The following is an 18,006-nucleotide window of genomic DNA, read 5'->3' as shown; positions in this document are numbered from 1 at the left end:
ATACCTTATCTTCATGCTGTTTGTTTTTCATACCACAAAGATCAACACGCCCTAGATCTTTTTATATATATAAATTATAGTATTACTCATTAGGTGTAGTGGTATTAACATAGGGAAATAGCCGATGGATGAATTAACCAATTTGCTTGTCGAACAACAAAGCAACGCATCCATTGAGGCTAAACTAGCTGACTTACTCGCGTTAGTTCGCAAACATTTAGATATGGATGTTGCTTTTATATCTGAATTTATTAACGATGAGCGTGTTTTTAAAGTGGTCGATAACCCCTCTGAAAACCAAATTGTTAAAGTGGGTAATGCCGATCCGATTAATGAAACGTATTGCCAACAAATCACCGACAACAAGCTTAGCCCTATTATTACTAATACCAAAGCAAACCCAATAACCAAAGCGATGCCGGTTACAAAAAAATTAGGTATAGGGGCATATATAGGTGTACCTATCAACCTGTCGAACGGGAAATTATATGGTACGTTTTGTTGTTATAAATCACACCATGATGAGAGCTTAAATGAGCGCGATTTATCTTTTTTAAATATTATTTCAGAAATAGCGACCGGATTAATTGAAAAGAGTTTAGATAAAAGCGTATCGTACAACCACACAAAATCAACTATTGAGCAAATTATTAGCGATAATGATATTAGTATCTATTTTCAGCCTATTTATAGTCAACTAAATAATAAAGTTGTAGGTTTTGAATCACTTGCTCGGTTTTTTACCACTCCTTATAAAACCCCTGATATATGGTTTAAAGAAGCAAGTAAGGTTGGCTTAAATGAAGCATTAGAAATGCTCGCTATTAAAAATGCAGTCGCAGACATGGCACAGTTAAATGATACAACTTACATTGCCATTAATTGCTCGCCTTCGCACATTCTTAGCGGTGCACTTGAAAATACATTACAAAACATTGACTGCACTAGGCTAGTATTAGAAATTACTGAGCATTCGCCAATCTCAGACTACGAAAAAATGCGAGCAGCACTTAGGCCTCTCAGAAACAAAGGTCTGCGCTTGGCCATTGACGATGTAGGCGCTGGCTTTTCCTCTTTTCAGCACATACTAGAGCTTGAGGCCGACATTATAAAATTAGACATTAGCCTGACTCAAAATATAAACACAGACGATCGTAAATTTTTACTGGCAAAAGCACTGTGTGGATTTGCAAAAGCAATCGACTGCACCATTGTTGCCGAAGGGATCGAAACCGCAGAAGAACTAAACTCGTTAAGAATACTCAATGTAGACAGTGTACAAGGTTATTTTATTGGCCGCCCCGCACCAATTGAAGATGCGCTTAGCTTCCAAAACAAAGCACTACCCGCATAAAAACGCCACTATTTAGTGGCGTTCGCTATCTATACTGTCTTTTCGATAATAACGTTTGTGATAACTTTTTACTTTAGCATGCACACCTTTGCTGAGGCTTTTAAACTTAGCTTCTAGCACGTCAACGCCGTATAAAATACCCACCACAAGCACCGAGAGCTTAATAGCAGCCCCGAGGTTTTCGGTTGCTATCATCACGCCAATGGAGGCCAATACCCAAATGGTGGCAGCAGAGGTAACCCCGACTACCGCACCGTCTTTTGCGAGCATTACGCCTGCGCCTAAAAAGCCAATGCCGGTAATTATTTGACCGACTACGCGAGAATGATCAATTACATCCCCTTGTAAATTAAACGCAGTCGATAAAAACAAGTAAGTACCTAAGGTGATTAGCGCAGAGGTACGGATCCCTACAGGTTTGCCACGTAATTGTCGTTCTATACCAATAATAGCGCCACAAAAAGCCGCCGTACCAATAGCTGCCCACGAGTATGGGGCTACATCGATAAAATCTAAAAATGTCACTTAAAATCCTAATCTATTATTTTTTACTAATAGCAACTGCCGTTCTAAGCCTTTGACTACCAAAAGCCGACATTTTACTAAAATCGCTGCGTGCAATTGGCACATATTGACAGTCAATCGCTAATTGATTGTCGTTACCTGGTTCGCAAAACGGGTCATGTACGTACACACAGTGCGCATCTAAATGAGTAACACATACCCAATGCGGTGATTTTTTTCCATCAAACCGATAAGTGCTTATTAACAGCAACACACTAAAACCTTGGTTTAACCAAGTTTCTATATCGGTTAGTTCAACATCTTTATAGGTAACAGGAATATTAGCCGAGGCTATGCCTTCAACAAATTGCTGATGTACCGTCGCCAGCACCGTTTTTTTATTATCACTGCGTACCCCATCTAAAAATAATGGCTCTGAGGTATTAACAATGACCTCACTTTTAAACCCCCGTTTATTTGCAGCCAGTGCCAAACCAAACGGATGACAACCGCCATGCCCAGAAGTCATAAAAATGGTGGTGCCTTCACGCCATAAGGCTAATTCATGTGACTGACTCAGCTCTGTGCTGTTATCAAGCGAGCCCATTGCCATTAATAACGCAGCAGGTCCACAGGTAAACTCGGTGGTTTGCTGATACCATGGCGTTAAACGCTCAACTTGCAATTCGCTGGTTTGGCGAATGTTTTTTTGCATGCGCAAGGCATCACTGTGATCATCGTAATAATCACTATATTGACCAAAAACACGATACCCTACACTTTTATAAAGCCCTATGGCGCTGTCGTTATTTACCGCCACTTCTAAACGCAAATAAATACGCCCACGCTCACTAGTGGCTTTTTCAAGGGCTTTAAGCAGCGTTTTAGCGATTCCTTTGCCTTGCATCGTCGGTAATACGGCTAACGAATACAAACGCGCTAACCGCGTGCCTTTATGGCACCACACCAAACCGTAACCACATAATTGCGCACTGTGCTCGGCGACTAATAAAATCCCATGTTTAGCACTAAGCCAACGCTTTAAACTTCGCGCACTTAGCTTATCGTTACTAAAGCAGGCATTTTCAAGCGCCACTAAGGCGTTTAAATCACTCGCACTTGCAGGGCGAATACTAATATCCGCCCCTGCAAAAATCGTTATATCAGACAATGCGTTAAGCATTAGCCGCGACCTCGTGCTTCAAGGCGCTGTTTAAACTCATCCATAATGATCATGTATAACTCATCACCTAAGTAACCATCTTCTACTTTGTGATCAATACTTGGGTTATCGTTTACTTCCAACACATACGCACGGCCTTGATGCTCTTTTACATCCACACCGTATAAACCCTTACCCACGGTTTTACATGCTTTTAAAGCAGCATCCAGTACAGCTTTAGGTAATTCAAACGTAGGTAATGTTTCAAAGCCACCCGAGAAAAACCGTTTCGCGTCATGGTTATATATTTGCCAATGGTTACGCGCCATTAAATAACGACACGCATAAATAGCACGACCATTAAGTACCCCTACACGCCAATCGTATTCTGTGTACATGTACTCTTGCGCCAGAACTAGCGCACTTAAAGCAAATAATTCACTAAGCTTAGCTTCTAATTCATCACGATTAGCAACTTTATACACGCCTTTTGAAAACGACCCTTCTGGCATTTTTAATACCAGCGGATAAGTAAACGACGCTTCTAGTTGCTCAATTGTGTCTTTTGATTGATCTGCCACCACCACGGTTTTTAAGCTCGGTACTTTCTGATAATTAAATGCATCATGTAAGTACACTTTATTACAGCATCGTAAAATAGACTCCGCATCGTCAATCACCACTAAACCTAAGCTTTGCGCTTTACTTGCAAGACGGTAGGTTGGGTGATCAATCGCTGTTGTTTGGCGAATAAACAACGCATCAAATTGGGCAATATTGTCTATTTCCTCAAAGCTGAGTGCTTTTGCGTTAATACCATGTTTCGCTGCTGCTTTTATAAAACGGGCTATTGCATCTTTATCACTTGGCGGTACTTTTTCGTTATGATCAACCAATATCGCCATATCCCAACGGAAACGGCGCTCTACTTTACCAATTCGCCACTGTGTTTGGGTAAACTCATTTAGTTTTTCAACAAAATCAGTGTGTTGCTGCTCGCTCAAGGACGCTAATGATCCTTGTTGTAATAGGCCTTGCTCATCAACAAATAAAATAGGTGCCGGATATTGTTTAAATACCGATTTAGCGGCTTTAACTTGTTGATCATTTCCCGCGTGACCAAAATAAACAGCACCATCAATATGGCCAATATTTTGTAATGACGCTTGATTGCTTCGAAGCGCGTTAATTGTTTTTACACTTGGTAATACTTGATGCTTACGCGCCTCAGCAAGTAACGAACAGTAATAGCCTTTACTTAAATACTGGCTAGCATCACATAGATTTATTATGCGGGTTTTTGGTTCGTTGCGTTTTGGGTAGTCACGCAAATAGGTGTTAAAGGTAATGACATTTTCAAATGAAAGAGCAAGCGTTTGCTCATTGTTATCAACCACAATTAAGGTTTTAAACACGACTTTTCCTAGTTAAGTCAAAATATACAAAGCAGCCTTGCTAATCAGTTAGCTCAGCGAATAAAACAGCAAATAGAAACACCTATCGCACTAAGTGCAGCATTTAGCAAATCACTTAATACGATAGGTGCTTTAACGAATATCTACTATAAACGTTAGCGCTTAAATTGCTTAAGCGACAAGTGATTTATATGCGCTTTTTTAGATACGCACAAACGAGATATTTTTAGCGTAAAGATAAAAATTTTTGATGAACTTTTTTATTGCTAATTTGTGTTTTAAAATAGCCAAAATTTAATACTAAAAGTGATCATCATGTCTCTTCCCGCTTGTCCTAAATGCCAATGTGAATACGTTTACGAAGACCAACAGCTGCTTATTTGTCCAGAATGTGCCTATGAGTGGAACCCGAGTATTACTAATGACGAAGACGCTATTTTAGTGAAAGACGCAAACGGCATTTTGCTTGCTGATGGCGATAAAGTAACCGTAGCCAAAGATTTAAAAATTAAAGGTAGCTCGCAAGTTATTAAAATTGGCACCAAGGCCTTAGTAAGACGTGTACTTGATAAAAAAGATCATGAGCTTGACTGTAAAGTAGATGGCATAGGTGAAATGATGGTGACGGCTAAATTTGTTAAAAAAGCCTAAACCCATTGAGATAAACAATCAAATACAGCCATAACCTGTGTAAACTTGGCGCTTAATTACATTAATAAACTAAAACCCACTTTAACCAATTGATTATAAAGGTCTATTTGAAAATTTAAATTCAGTTCTCATAGTGGTGTGTTAGTTGTCTAATATTACGACTTCTGCTTTGTCAAAGTGTGTTTTTGCGCTTTGCAAAACATCGGCAGTAAACTTGGAGTTTGGCACTGGTATATCAATAACATTGCCACTTTTACAAAATAAAGTAACGGTATTTGACGCTAGCTGTATTTTAATTATCGCCCCTTTAGGAATAAGCTGCATTCTACTTTTATTATTATTGAACCAGTGAGGTTTTTTGCAAAGTAGAACGTTTTCTCCAATATCAGAAAAAACACGCTCAGGCCTAAAAGTTAAGTACTTTATAAATAAAGCCGTGAGTAAAACACCCGTAATTGTGACGGTAAAAATCCCTATCTCCATAATATTCCCTTAAATTTATGTCCTTTATTTAACTGCTTATCCGTTAATGATCATCAGACTAAAGCAAATCTTATAAGTTTACGCTATAAATGCCTTAGTTGTGATTGAGTGAAACCGGCTAACATCGAGTTATAAACACCCCATAACTAGTTTATTATATTAGCTTATTAGATAACACAGTTAATGTTTCATCGTAAGCGCGTTGATTAAAGTTACTTGAGTGTGGTTGCTCATAGTGAGGAAAAATTAACTCTATTTCAAATGCCGGGTTTAGCTCAGTATGGTGCCTAATTTGCGAGCTGTAAAAACAAATGCCCTTAACTATCGTTTTAATCGCCGGATGTGCAGACATTGACCAAATTGCCTATGCGCCAACACTATAACCAATCAATATGATGTTACCAGCGAGTGGTTTAATCGCTTTTTGTAAAATAGCGACATACTCATCAAGGCCAATATGCTGACTAAAATACTCATAGGCCTGCTGTTCATTGTAAAATGCCATATCCACCCCGCCACAGGGATCGACAATAGACTGAGCGTTTAGTTCTTCAGCTAATGCTTTTAAAGCCGCTGTTTTACCAAATATATCACTAACCAAAACTAAGTTCATAAACGGCTCATCTTTAATTTTATTCTTTAAGTTTCAGGCAATTATTTAACAAAGAGGCCTACGAGATGCTGCGCCTCAGAGTAAGAGACAAATAAATACTACATTCAAAGCACTTTAACCACATCGTAACTATGTTTTACATCACCGAGTGTTAAACTAACTTCATCATCGACTTGTTTACCTAATAACTGTTGGCCTAATGGTGCACCAGAGGTAAGTACTTGAATAGTTGTGCCTTTAATATCAACGGTTAATCCACCAGCTGCTGGGCCTAAATAAAACCATTTTTGTGTGCCTGCATCATCTTCTAAACACACCAATGAACTGACTGCTATTTTGCCTGTAACGGCGTCGTTGTAGATGGCTTCAAATAGTTGTATTTCTTTATAACACTCATTCACCCGATCAGCGTGACCTTGCGCTAAATACGCAGCTTCAAGCCCGAGCGTATCATATTGAGTTTCTGCAATACTTTCTTCGTGAGTCGCGGTATCGTGGGCTGTTTTAGCTGCAATTTTCGCAGTATTGAGCTGCTCTTCTAAGGCAAAACGCAGGTGCTCTGTAACATGGGCTTTATTCATTTGGAGAATTCACTCAATTCGATAAAAATAATTTGCTATTTTATACCAATCTGCTTGGATATGGGACCTATTTTAACGATAAGAAAATTGCTCTATAACTAGGCAAAATTTTTGACATCTAGTTGTTCTAAATAAAAAAATTTTAACAACGTTATAGGGGGATTTAATTCGTTATATTGTTCAAATATTTATGTAGGTTGGTATTAGCATTGTTGCTATACCTAACACTATCCCTTTGCTGTGTAACAACAATGCTGATTTAAGCCTATGGCATATCCATTAATGCCTGCGTTTGCTGATCCACTTGCTTATCGTAGTTTTTAGCACTTAACCCAAGTAGCTCGGGTAATGTTGCAGCAATACAAATGGACGATAACGTGCCTACGACTATTCCTGCAAACAGAGCAATTGCAAATCCCTGAAGCGGCGCCCCTGCTAACAGCCAAACACTTGCCACCGTTGCGAGCGTAGTCCCGGAGGTAATAAGCGTACGAGTTAAGGTGCTTTTAATAGCACTGTTGATAATACTGCTTGGTTTGAGTGTGATGTTTGTTGATATGCGCAACAGCTCGCGCACCCTATCTCCAACTATTATTGAGTCATTTAATGAGTAGCCAATAATCGCCAACAAACTGGCTAAAACAGTTAGGTTAAACTCTATTTGTAACCATGCAAATAAGCCAACCACCAGTACTAAGTCATGAAATAAAGCCACCACAGAGCCTAATGCCAAACGCCATTCAAAACGAACAGCTAAATAAATCATTACCGCGACCATCGCAGCAAATAATGCTAAGCAGCCTTGTTCAAATAGTTCATCACCCACTTGAGAGCCAATATAAGCCGATGATAAAACCTCAGCATTTATAGTTGGGTTTTGGCTAATAGCCGTTTTCCAGTCATCGTTATTGCTTGTATTATTGGGGCCTTGTGTTAGTTGAAAATGATTATTGCCCTGTGCTGTTAGTTCAAATTCACCTTGATGGCTTTTAGCAATAAATTGCTCAAGCTGTTTTAGTTCAACACCTTGGCTGGTGGTAAACTCTGTTAAGTATCCACCCGTAAAATCAAGGCCAAAGTTTAGCCCTTTTTGTGCAATAGTGAATACCGACAACAACACAAATATGGCGCTGATCAGCATGCCTGTATAACGTATACGAGACCCTGCCTCACATTTTAAAAAAGAATTAAGCATGCGCGTTTACTCCTGCTTTTTTACCCAGCTTTAAATATAAGCTTTGGCTTAAATTTTTCGATACATACACACCAGTAAATACCGATGTGATAAGTCCCAGCGCCAGCGTTATAGCAAAGCCTTTTACAGGGCCATAACCTATGCCATATAAAATAATCGCGGTGATCATCGTGGTAATATTGGCATCTAAAATCGTATTCGCAGCTTGTTTATAGCCCTCTTGTATCGCTTGATATGGAGGACGTCCTTTGCGGCGCTCTTCTTTAATGCGTTCAAATATAATCACGTTAGTATCAACCGCCATTCCTATGGTTAGCACCAAACCTGCAATACCAGGAAGTGTTAAAACCACCCCAGGTAATAATGACATTAACCCCACTAAAGACGTTAAATTTAAAACTAACGCAACATTTGCAATAAGCCCTAAACGACGATACCACAGCGCCATAAAGGCAAGCGTTAACCCCATGCCTAACATTAACGCCGCCAATCCATTGTTAATGTTGTCTTGGCCAAGGCTTGGACCAATAGTTTGTTCATGTACTATGGTCACTGGCGCAGTAAGCGACCCTGCACGAAGTAATAGCGCTAAATCGGCAGCCGCTTGCTGGCTTTGCATATTGGTTATACTAAAGCGTGAGCTTAAATGCTGGGCTATATTCGCCACATTAATGACTTCGCTTTTTTTAACCACTTCACCTTTAGCATTTTGTGAATACTCTGAATAGAGCGTTGCCATCGGCTTGCCTATATTCGCCTTAGAAAACGCCGACATAGCATCGCCACCTTGGCTATCTAGGCTCAGTTGTACTAAAGGTTTACCCCAGTCATCACGGCCAATATTGGCATTATTAATATGCTCACCAGTAAAGATAGGCACAGGGTCGAGCTTAATAGTCCCACCCGATTGCAAATTAAATGTTTGCCCGCCAATCTCTTTAAGTTGATAAAATCCAAGTGACGCGGTAGCACCAATAATACGTTTTGCCTCGGCTGGGTCTTGGACGCCGGGTAGCTCAATGCGAATGCGCTGCTTACCTTGGCGCTGTGTAACCGCCTCAGTAATTCCTAACTCTTCAATGCGTGAGCGAAGCGTAGTGAGTGTTTGGCTCATGACTTGTTTATCAAATGCGCTGCGCCCTTGCTCAGAATAACTCACTTTAACGACCTGTAAGTTGCCATGAGTTGATGTGGTTATAGTTAGATTTTCAAAGCGGCTTTTAAGGTCGCTAATAACTGAGGTTAGCTTTTCGGCTGCATTTTCTAATGCACTTATTTCAAAGCCTTGGTTAGTTTGCTTTGCTTTAACACCATAGGCTTTTTGTTTAACAATGATGGCTTTCGTTTGCTGGTAAGCACTGAGTAATTGCTCATCAATGGCTTTATCTAAATCAACATCAAGTACAAACAATACCCCGCCGTTTAAATCAAGACCCAGCTTTATGGGCGATAAACCAAACTCTTGTAACCAAACAGGGCTGGTTGCATGTTCTGCAATTTTAACTTGTGTATTTGGGTAATTCGATTTTATAGCCGCTTGAGCTTGGGCACTTTGCGTAGGTGTATTTAAAAGCACATTAATTGTTGCTTGGTTTTCTACCCCTTGGCTGACCTCAAACCCTTGGCTATTTAAAAAGCGCACTATGTTTTCAGTACTTGGTAGTGCTTGTGTTTTAACCTCAGGTGCGGCACTAATATGCAACCACGATTTATTCGGGTATAAATTAGGTAAAGCGCTTATTGCCAGTAAAACCAATACAACCAACATGGCTACATAGCTTAATTTAAATTTAGCCATAAATGGCTTTTTTTGTTTTTTAAAACTTAACATAGTTGTTCCTTATTACTAGGCATAGCCCAGTAACGTACCTATTAGGCACAATTAAAATTAAGGTCAAAACGCGATGCGTTAAAACCAATTAACGATAATTAAGGAACTTTAAACGTGGTAGGTGGTTACAGCGGTGTATAACAGATTCGCATCTTTCCAGCCGCTCAAGCGCGACTTTTTACTTTTAAAAACCCAAGTATACCAAGGCTGATTTATGGTGACTGCTTGCGGTCGCAAAAAAATATGCCTACACCCATTTAGCGCAAAAAACTCATGCACTACATCGTATTCAGGATCGCCCTGCGCACTGTGTAAAAATAAAAATGAGTTATTAGCTGTTAGCCTAGGCTGATGCGCAGCAAACTCAGAATGCTTTGAGTTTTTATGCTGTAAATTACCTAGCGACTTTAACGGTGCGGGAGCGTTAGTTAAGTTTTCGACATTAACAACATCGCTATAACTGCTTTGGTTACTGTTTAATTCGTGCTTTACGCCCATAGCATGGCTTTGCACACTAAAGAGTGCAGCAAAAAACAAGCAAGTAGCTAAAAAAACGCGAAATTTAAACATCTGTCATTTAAAACTAAAATAAAGGATAGCTAGTATATAAGGGCAGCTAATTAAAATACAATAGCCAACATTAAGCTATTTCATTTATATAAAAACAATACTGAGATCCTCGATGCGCTCCAGACAAAGTTCAGTAAAACGCCCCGATGCCATGAATTTAAAACAAAGCATTCAAACTCTTTGGCCTTACATCACTAAATTTAAAGGCCGTGTGCTGATTGCCATATTAGCGCTAGTCGGTGCTAAAGGCGCGACATTACTCATGCCATGGGCTTTAAAAGAAATAATTGATTCGGTTGATAAATCAATTAATCCACTACTTCTTGTTCCTACTTTATTACTGATTATGTACGGCGCACTGCGATTTGCCAGCGTGTTTTTAGGTGAAGTACGCGATGCTGTATTTTCTCGAGTCACCGAGCATGCCATGCGTGATATTGGCCTTAAAGTATTTAAACATTTGCACTCGTTAGATTTAGCCTTTCATTTAGACAGGCAAACTGGCGGTATAAGTCGAGACATAGAGCGCGGCACCAGTGGTTTGAGCTTTTTAATGCGCTTTTTAATGTTTAATATTGTGCCCACGTTGTTTGAAATAATGACCGTGGCGATTATTTTTGGCACCTTGTTTTCTATTTGGTTTGCGCTGATCACCCTACTCGCTGTGGCTATTTATATTTTTTTTACCGTGACGGTTACCCAATGGCGAAACCGCTTTATTCGTGAGTCAAATGCTGCCGACAACCAAAGTAACACCCGTGCCATCGACAGTTTATTAAATTACGAAACCGTAAAATACTTTAATAATGAACAGCATGAAGCTAAAACTTACGATACGTTTTTAGCAACCTGGGAACAAGCTCGATTAAAAAACAGACTCTCGTTACTGGCGCTAAACTCAGGACAAGCACTTATAATTGCATGCGCCATAACCGCATTAATGTGGCTTGGCGCTAATGAAGTGGTTACCGGCGAGTTAACGATTGGTGAGCTGGTAATGATCAATGCGTATATGATCCAATTATTTTTACCGCTTAACTTCTTGGGATTTGTATACCGTGAAATACGCCGTGCCCTTACTGACCTTGAAAACATGCTTGGGTTATTAAATACCTCCCCCAAAGTAGCAGATAGCGAAACCGCGCAACCATTAGCACTCAAAAATGGGGCAATTAGCTTTGAAAACGTCAGCTTTAGCTACGATAGCAAGCGTCCTATTCTTAAGAACGTCAGTTTTCATGTAAATCCTGGTGCTAAGGTAGCGGTTGTAGGTGCTAGTGGCGCAGGTAAAAGCTCGTTAGCCCGCTTGCTATACCGTTTTTATGAACTTTCATCGGGCGCTATAAGAATTGATAATCAAGCCATAAACACAGTTACCCTCGCAAGTTTGCGTAAAGCTATTGCCATAGTGCCGCAAGATACTGTGTTATTTAATACCAGCATACGCGAAAATATTCACTACGGCAGACCCAGCGCCAGTGAAGATGAAGTAAACAAAGCTATAAACATGGCGCATCTAACAGACTTTATTAATAGCCTAGATAAAGGCGATAAAACGTTAGTAGGTGAACGCGGACTAAAAGTCTCTGGTGGCGAAAAACAACGTATTGCTATTGCTCGCGCTATTTTAAAACAATCGCCAATTTTAATTTTTGACGAAGCCACTTCGGCGCTGGACTCACAATCTGAGCAAGCCATATTAAACGCTATGCAAGAGGTTGCCTCTAACCACACAAGTATTGTTATTGCGCATCGCTTATCAACAATTACCGATGCCGATACTATTATCGTGCTTAAGGCGGGAGAAGTGGTAGAGCAAGGTAAACATGATGAATTACTCATGCAAAATGGTGAATATGCTCATATGTGGACCTTGCAACAAAAGCAGTCAAAGGCGCAATAAACTAAGCCGCTCAAGAACGATTGAAGTAGTTGAGTGTTTTTTGCTATTTTCGATAGTATTTTATTCATCTTATCGACCGGTACGGTTATTCACCTCAAAAGGTTTGTTTGCAGTGAAGTTATCAATACAATCAAATAGCTATTTTTATAACAAAAATATAACGAATTAAATAACGTGAATTCATAAGGGAAAGTAATGAAAAAAAGTTTAATTGCAGCGGCACTCGCCGCTACATTTATTACCGGCTGTTCAGAGCCACAAACTACAAAAACTAAGCAAGTCGCAGCCGTCGCTGAAAAACCACAAGCAACTGAGCAAGCTGAATTAGGCACTTTTGGGGTTGATTTAACTGCCCGCAATGAAGCTGTAAAACCAGGCGATGACTTTTTTATGTATGCCAGCGGTTCATGGTACGACAACTACGAAATGCCAGCAGATAAAACACGCTATGGTGCGTTTTCTGCGTTAGCTGAACGCAGTGAAGAGCGTGTAAAAGAAATTATTGAAGACATTGCAGCACGTGAAAATTTAAATGCAGAAGAGCAACTAGTTGCCGATTTTTATAATTCGTACATGGATACCGACACGCTTAATAAGCTCGGTGTGACTCCCATTAAGCCATTGCTTAACGATATTAACGCTGTCGACTCAACTGATGACTTAGCAAAAATCTTTGGTAATTCATGGCTCACAGGTGTTAGCGCCCCTATTGGTGGTGGTATGTGGTTTAACCGCTTAGATCCTAATAAATACGAAATGTCGTTAGGTGCTGGTGGTTTAGGCTTACCTGATCGTTCATATTACCTTGAAGATGCAGAGCGTTTTGTAAAAACTCGTGAAGCGTATGTTGCACATATTGCCGACATGCTTAAATTTGCTGGTGTTGAAAATACCACTGAACGTGCACAAGCAATTTTAGCGCTAGAGACAAAAATTGCAGAAGGTCATTGGCCACGTGAAAAACGCCGTAATCGTGACATAACGTTAAACCAAATAAAACGCGACGAGTTAAGTACCCAGTACCCTGGATTTAATTGGGATTTATACTTTGCGCAAACAGGTTACAAAGTACCGCAACTAAACGTGTCGCAGCCTGAACCTATAAAGGCCATGATTGATTTAATCAACAACGAAGATATAAGCGTATGGAAAGACTACCTAACATACCATGCAATTAATGGTAACGCTGGGCTGTTGTCAGAAGACATATTTAACACCAGCTTTGCTTTCTTTGGTAAAGAGTTAAATGGTCAGCAAGAGCCTCGTCCGCGCTGGAAACGTGCGATCAGCCAAATGTCAGGCACTAGTTCACTAGGCTTTGCGATTGGTAAAATTTATGTAGATCGTTATTTCCCTGAGTCATCAAAGCAACAAATGTCTGAGCTAGTTGAAAACTTACGCACAGCGCTTGGCGAACGTATTGATAATCTAGATTGGATGGGCGCAGAAACAAAAGTGAATGCGCGTGCAAAATTAGCGGCGTTTGTGCCAAAAATAGGTTACCCAGACGAATGGCAATCTTACGAAGGCTTAAGCATTAGCAAAAATGATTTAATGGCTAATGTAAAAAATATGCGTGAGTTTTTCCAAGCCGATAGCGTAGAAAAAGAGCTTAAGAAAACCGACCGCAATCGCTGGGGTATGACACCACAACGTGTAAATGCTTATTACAATAGCTCATTTAATGAAATTGTATTTCCTGCCGCTATTTTACAACCGCCGTTTTTCGATCCAAATGCAGATCCTGCGGTCAACTACGGTGGTATTGGTGCCGTGATTGGCCACGAAATGGGCCATGGCTTTGATGACCAAGGATCAAAATCAGATGCTAACGGCATACAACGTAACTGGTGGACTGACGAAGACCGTGCTGCTTTTGATGCTAAAGCCGACAAACTGGCGGCTCAGTACAGCAAATATGAGCCAATTCCAGGTAACTTTGTAAATGGCCGCAACAGCTTAGGTGAAAATATTGGTGATGTAGGTGGTTTAGCCATGGCTTATCATGCTTACAAACTAAGCCTAAATGGTAAAGAAGCCCCTGTGATTGATGGTGTAACCGGCGATCAACGTTTCTTCTTAGCGTGGGCACAAGTATGGAAAGAAAAACGTACTGAGCAAAGCATGTTAAATCAATTACGTGGCGGTACGCATGCGCCAGGTCGCTTTAGAGCACAAGCTCCTCGTAACCACGACGCTTGGTACAAAGCATTTGATGTAAAACCAGGTGATGAGTTGTACTTACCAGAAGACGAACGTGTTCGTATTTGGTAATCCCCTGACAAACGTTCATCATTTGTAACGAATAAACAACCCGCTTCGGCGGGTTGTTTTATTTTCCATTCATAATAACTGTTCCCCCCGTTACTTAGTAATCAATCTCAATACTTACTAGCCCTGCCCGGCATTTACCTTTAGAATATGGGCTTGCAAATTTTTTCAATTATTTATACATATTAAGGCGAAACGCAGATGGGAAGAGCTTACCAAAACAAAAAAGATTCAATGGCTAAAACTGCGGGTGCTAAAACTAAAGTTTATTCAAAATACGGTAAAGAAATTTATATTTGTGCTAAAAACGGCGGTATTGATCCAGACGGTAACCTAGCACTGCGTCGTTTAATTGAACGTGCTAAAAAAGACCAAGTACCGGCTCACGTAATTGAACGCGCCATTGATAAAGCTAAAGGCGGCGGCGGTGAAGACTATGCAGCTACGCGCTACGAAGGTTACGGCCCAGGTAATTGCATGATTATTGTTGACTGTTTAACCGACAACAACAAACGTACCTTTGCTGATGTACGTGTGTGTTTTACTAAAGCAAACGCTAAAATTGGCGCACAAAACTCGGTATCACACTTATTTGATCACCTTGCTATTTTTGTATTTGACGGTGACGATGATGAAACCGTACTTGAAGCGCTAATGATGGCTGACGTTGATGTAACCGATGTAGAAGTAGAAAACGGTAAAGTGACCGTGTTTGCTCCACACACTGAATACAACAATACGCGTACCGCACTTGAAGAAATGGGTGTGACAGAATTTGACGAAGACTTAATTGCCTTTGTACCCCAAGTAGAAGCCCCTATTGAAGGCGAAGATGTAGAAGTGATGGAACGCTTTTTAGCCATGCTTGAAGATTGTGACGACGTACAAAACGTGTACCACAACGCACAATTTTAAACATTAAAGCTTAATCGTGTTTAAAGGCCAACTTAGTTGGCCTTTTTGTTGATTTTAAAATGGATTATTAATTTTGAATACCCTTTCACAACTTCGCAGCGGCCAATTACTTGGTGCTAAACACCTACAATTAGTTGAAGCGCTAAGCGACTTTCCAGAGGAAATTTTTACCCTCGCGGATACCCTCGAAGTCTTGGATTTATCTAATAACAATTTATCTGATTTACCTGATGAATTTGCCTGCTTAACAAAATTAAAACGACTGTTTTTATCGTTTAATCAGTTTAAACATATACCTAAAATACTTGCTAAGTGCCCTGCTTTGATCATGGTTGCATTTAAAGGTAATCACATCACTGAATTTGCAGATAACAGCCTGCCTAAAGCGATTGAATGGCTTATTCTTACAGATAATAAAATAGCTAAGCTGCCTGCAACATTTGGCCAATACACTGCGCTTAAAAAGCTGGCATTGGCAGGTAATCAGCTCAGTGAGCTACCAATAAGCATGGCAAACTGCCATAACCTGGAACTAATTAGGCTCTCTGCAAATCAGTTAACTCAAATTGATAATTGGCTATTTGAACTACCAAAGCTGACTTGGCTTGCATTTGCAGGTAATTGCTTTAATAAATCAAAGTGCCTTACCCAATCAAATTTAACTAATAAACCACTGAGTGACTACTCGCTCAGTAAAGTAATAGGCCAAGGCGCATCAGGGATTATCCATCTTGCTTATTCAACGAATAAAGAGCCGGTTGCTGTTAAGTTATTTAGAGGGACTATTACAAGCGATGGTTATCCGCTGGATGAAGTTAATTGCTGCTTGCAAGCGCTTGAGCATCCAAACTTAATTAAAGTACTGGCTTACATTGAACAACAGCAACAGCTTGGTTTAGTGATGGAGTTAATTGATTCAAGCTTTACAAATCTTGGTTTACCGCCGAGCCTTGATACCTGTACTCGAGATACATTTGAAAGCAATTGCCACTACTCTACCCAAGTAATTTATGCCATAGCGCAGCAAATGGTTAGCACTGTGGCCCACTTGCACCAGCACAATATAAGCCATGGTGATATATATGCGCACAATACCATGGTTGATCCGCACGCGCGTGTGCTGTTTGGGGACTTTGGCGCGGCCACTGATCTTACTATGCTCAGTGACTATCAACGTCAACAAATGCAGTTAATAGAAGTGCGTGCTTTGGGGTGTTTAATCGAGGATTTACTCACAACCTGCCAAGAGCAAAGCGCTGAAGTCATGCACTTAAAACATATTGCGCAGCAATGCATGAGCGAAAATATCGCACAGCGGCCAACACTTAGCGCATTAGCTGACTTTTTATAGTGGTTATGCGGCCATTAATATTATGGCCGCAAGCTAAAATTGAACACTATTTTTGTTTTTTAAACGGGTAAATTTGTTGCTTTAGCATACCTACAGGCATGTAATCACCCACAACCCCATATTCTTTAGGCCACTCTGCTTGCCCTTTTACTGCAGTACCAAACAAGTAATCTAAAAACGAAAAATGGGCTGCATAATTTCGATCAATGGCGGCTTTATCGGATGCGTGATGCCAATGATGAAACTGCGGTGTAACCATAAAATACTTTAACCACCCAAATTTTACATTTACGTTAGCGTGATTAAATACCGCTTGAAAGCCTACAATAATCACGTACAAACTAATAATTTGCTGTGAAAAACCCAGCACAAATATAGGCGTTAACACTAAACTACGGGTAACCAGTATTTCTAAAATATGCTGACGAGAGCCTGCGAGCCAATCCATTTCTTTGGCACTGTGGTGCACACCATGAAATCGCCATAAAAAGGGGACTTCGTGATACGCACGATGTGTCCAATACTGCATTAAATCAGCCACCAAAATAATTAAAAATAGCTGCAGTATAAACGGCATTTGCGCTATGTAACCTTGTAATGTGCTTGACACCGCCCAACCAAAACCATAATGCACAAAATGATTAGTAACCAGTAATACAAAGCCCACTATTAGATGATTGACAAAGAAATGGTTTAAATCCCCGCGCCATTCACTACGCAGTATTTTTTGCTCTTTTCGATGCGGAAGCAGTTTTTCAATTAAAATAAAAATTAAGGTTGAGCCTAATAAGTCTAATATAAACCAGTCTAAGCCAATATATGGGGTGTTATCGGCAAAGTCATTCACTTCAATATTCGGGCCGCCAAAGCTAATTGCCAGCAAAATAAAAACCACGCAGTCGCCCCCAAGCGCTTATTGGTATTTCGTACAAAATTAAGTAAACCCAGGCTTCCTGAAATAATAAGAGCTACAAACATAAGTTGACGTAAAAACTCGACGCTATAACTTTTGCGCAATTCTGGAGTCGTTAAATATTCAGGGAAGTGGAATGCAAGCACTCCCAAGCAACTTAATATCGCCAAAAAGCAAGCAATATAACCGCTGATATTACCCTCACCAATTTGCAACTGACTGGTGCGAAATATTTTTTTAGTGGCGTGTTTTAGCATTATTTTCCTTAATATAATATGCAGTCCCTATTCTAGT

16 protein-coding genes and 1 pseudogene are annotated in these 18,006 nt (G+C 40.2%); 6 read left to right on the top strand and 11 right to left on the bottom strand.

All coding sequences use genetic code 11. The features are described from left to right. The first annotated feature begins 124 nt into the window (after window positions 1-124). Entirely contained in the window at window positions 125-1,354 is a 1,230-nt protein-coding gene (locus QMA00_RS13860; RefSeq protein WP_076921050.1) for an EAL domain-containing protein, read from the top strand. A gap of 12 nt (window positions 1,355-1,366) precedes the next feature. On the opposite strand, the gene QMA00_RS13855 is transcribed toward QMA00_RS13860, so the two are convergent. The 3 genes from QMA00_RS13855 to QMA00_RS13845 are packed head-to-tail and all read right to left on the bottom strand — an operon-like array spanning window position 1,367 to window position 4,435. Further along, on the bottom strand, window positions 1,367-1,879 hold the full coding sequence (locus QMA00_RS13855) for an MgtC/SapB family protein (protein ID WP_198523105.1): 513 nt from the start codon (window positions 1,877-1,879) through the stop codon (window positions 1,367-1,369). A 16-nt stretch (window positions 1,880-1,895) separates the two neighbouring features. After that, window positions 1,896-3,041 carry a GNAT family N-acetyltransferase/peptidase C39 family protein gene (locus QMA00_RS13850; protein WP_262976750.1) on the bottom strand — a complete coding sequence of 382 codons (1,146 nt, stop codon included), beginning with the start codon at window positions 3,039-3,041 and terminating at the stop codon, window positions 1,896-1,898. Next, window positions 3,041-4,435: a RimK family protein gene (locus QMA00_RS13845; RefSeq protein WP_036956433.1), complete on the bottom strand. Its 1,395-nt coding sequence runs from the start codon at window positions 4,433-4,435 to the stop codon at window positions 3,041-3,043. Before QMA00_RS13845 ends, QMA00_RS13850 begins: the two co-directional genes overlap by 1 nt. Window positions 4,436-4,750: 315 nt before the next feature. Between QMA00_RS13845 and QMA00_RS13840 the strand changes: the two genes are divergently transcribed. Further along, complete coding sequence (locus tag QMA00_RS13840) at window positions 4,751-5,086, top strand: zinc ribbon domain-containing protein YjdM (protein ID WP_262976749.1); 336 nt, start codon at window positions 4,751-4,753, stop codon at window positions 5,084-5,086. Window positions 5,087-5,227: 141 nt separating this feature from the next. Here the strand turns inward: QMA00_RS13840 and QMA00_RS13835 are convergent, their stop codons facing one another. From QMA00_RS13835 to QMA00_RS13805, 7 genes are all read right to left on the bottom strand, one after another. Further along, window positions 5,228-5,569 (bottom strand): hypothetical protein, encoded by a 342-nt coding sequence (locus QMA00_RS13835; protein WP_262976748.1) that lies wholly within the window; start codon window positions 5,567-5,569, stop codon window positions 5,228-5,230. Window positions 5,570-5,723: 154 nt separating this feature from the next. Next, window positions 5,724-5,921, bottom strand: a complete 198-nt coding sequence (locus tag QMA00_RS13830) for a hypothetical protein (protein ID WP_290157723.1) — start codon at window positions 5,919-5,921, stop codon at window positions 5,724-5,726. Window positions 5,922-5,933: 12 nt separating this feature from the next. Beyond that, window positions 5,934-6,182, bottom strand: coding sequence for a hypothetical protein (locus tag QMA00_RS13825; protein WP_290157721.1), 249 nt, complete (start codon window positions 6,180-6,182; stop codon window positions 5,934-5,936). Window positions 6,183-6,286: 104 nt separating this feature from the next. Then, window positions 6,287-6,763, bottom strand: coding sequence for a GreA/GreB family elongation factor (locus QMA00_RS13820; RefSeq protein ID WP_290157720.1), 477 nt, complete (start codon window positions 6,761-6,763; stop codon window positions 6,287-6,289). A 265-nt stretch (window positions 6,764-7,028) separates the two neighbouring features. After that, on the bottom strand, window positions 7,029-7,958 hold the full coding sequence (gene secF, locus QMA00_RS13815; protein WP_290157718.1) for a protein translocase subunit SecF: 930 nt from the start codon (window positions 7,956-7,958) through the stop codon (window positions 7,029-7,031). Next, a complete protein-coding gene (secD, locus tag QMA00_RS13810) occupies window positions 7,951-9,789 on the bottom strand; it encodes a protein translocase subunit SecD (protein WP_290157717.1) in 1,839 nt (612 codons plus the stop codon). The genes secF and secD overlap by 8 nt, the downstream gene beginning before the upstream one ends. A gap of 108 nt (window positions 9,790-9,897) precedes the next feature. Next, the gene (locus tag QMA00_RS13805) at window positions 9,898-10,359 is read right to left on the bottom strand and encodes a hypothetical protein (RefSeq protein WP_290157715.1); all 462 of its coding nucleotides are present in this window, start codon (window positions 10,357-10,359) and stop codon (window positions 9,898-9,900) included. A 112-nt stretch (window positions 10,360-10,471) separates the two neighbouring features. Here QMA00_RS13805 and QMA00_RS13800 point away from each other — a divergent pair, with 112 nt between their 5' ends. The 4 genes from QMA00_RS13800 (at window position 10,472) to QMA00_RS13785 (ending at window position 16,799) form a co-directional block, all read left to right on the top strand. Next, window positions 10,472-12,262: an ABC transporter ATP-binding protein/permease gene (locus QMA00_RS13800; protein ID WP_290157713.1), complete on the top strand. Its 1,791-nt coding sequence runs from the start codon at window positions 10,472-10,474 to the stop codon at window positions 12,260-12,262. A gap of 195 nt (window positions 12,263-12,457) precedes the next feature. Further along, a complete protein-coding gene (locus QMA00_RS13795; RefSeq protein ID WP_290157712.1) occupies window positions 12,458-14,536 on the top strand; it encodes a M13 family metallopeptidase in 2,079 nt (692 codons plus the stop codon). Window positions 14,537-14,734: 198 nt separating this feature from the next. Further along, window positions 14,735-15,448 (top strand): YebC/PmpR family DNA-binding transcriptional regulator, encoded by a 714-nt coding sequence (locus QMA00_RS13790; protein ID WP_128583594.1) that lies wholly within the window; start codon window positions 14,735-14,737, stop codon window positions 15,446-15,448. Between the two features lie 73 nt (window positions 15,449-15,521). Then, the gene (locus QMA00_RS13785; protein WP_290157708.1) at window positions 15,522-16,799 is read left to right on the top strand and encodes a protein kinase; all 1,278 of its coding nucleotides are present in this window, start codon (window positions 15,522-15,524) and stop codon (window positions 16,797-16,799) included. A gap of 46 nt (window positions 16,800-16,845) precedes the next feature. Here the strand turns inward: QMA00_RS13785 and QMA00_RS13780 are convergent. Continuing rightward, window positions 16,846-17,969 (bottom strand): annotated as a pseudogene (locus QMA00_RS13780) (sterol desaturase family protein). Window positions 17,970-18,006 lie beyond the last annotated feature (37 nt).

It is taken from the genome of Pseudoalteromonas sp. APC 3694 (assembly GCF_030407565.1).
GTDB classification, from domain to species: domain Bacteria; phylum Pseudomonadota; class Gammaproteobacteria; order Enterobacterales; family Alteromonadaceae; genus Pseudoalteromonas; species Pseudoalteromonas tetraodonis.
Note: the sequence above shows the minus strand (reverse complement) of the source record. Positions and strands in the feature narration are given on the sequence as shown.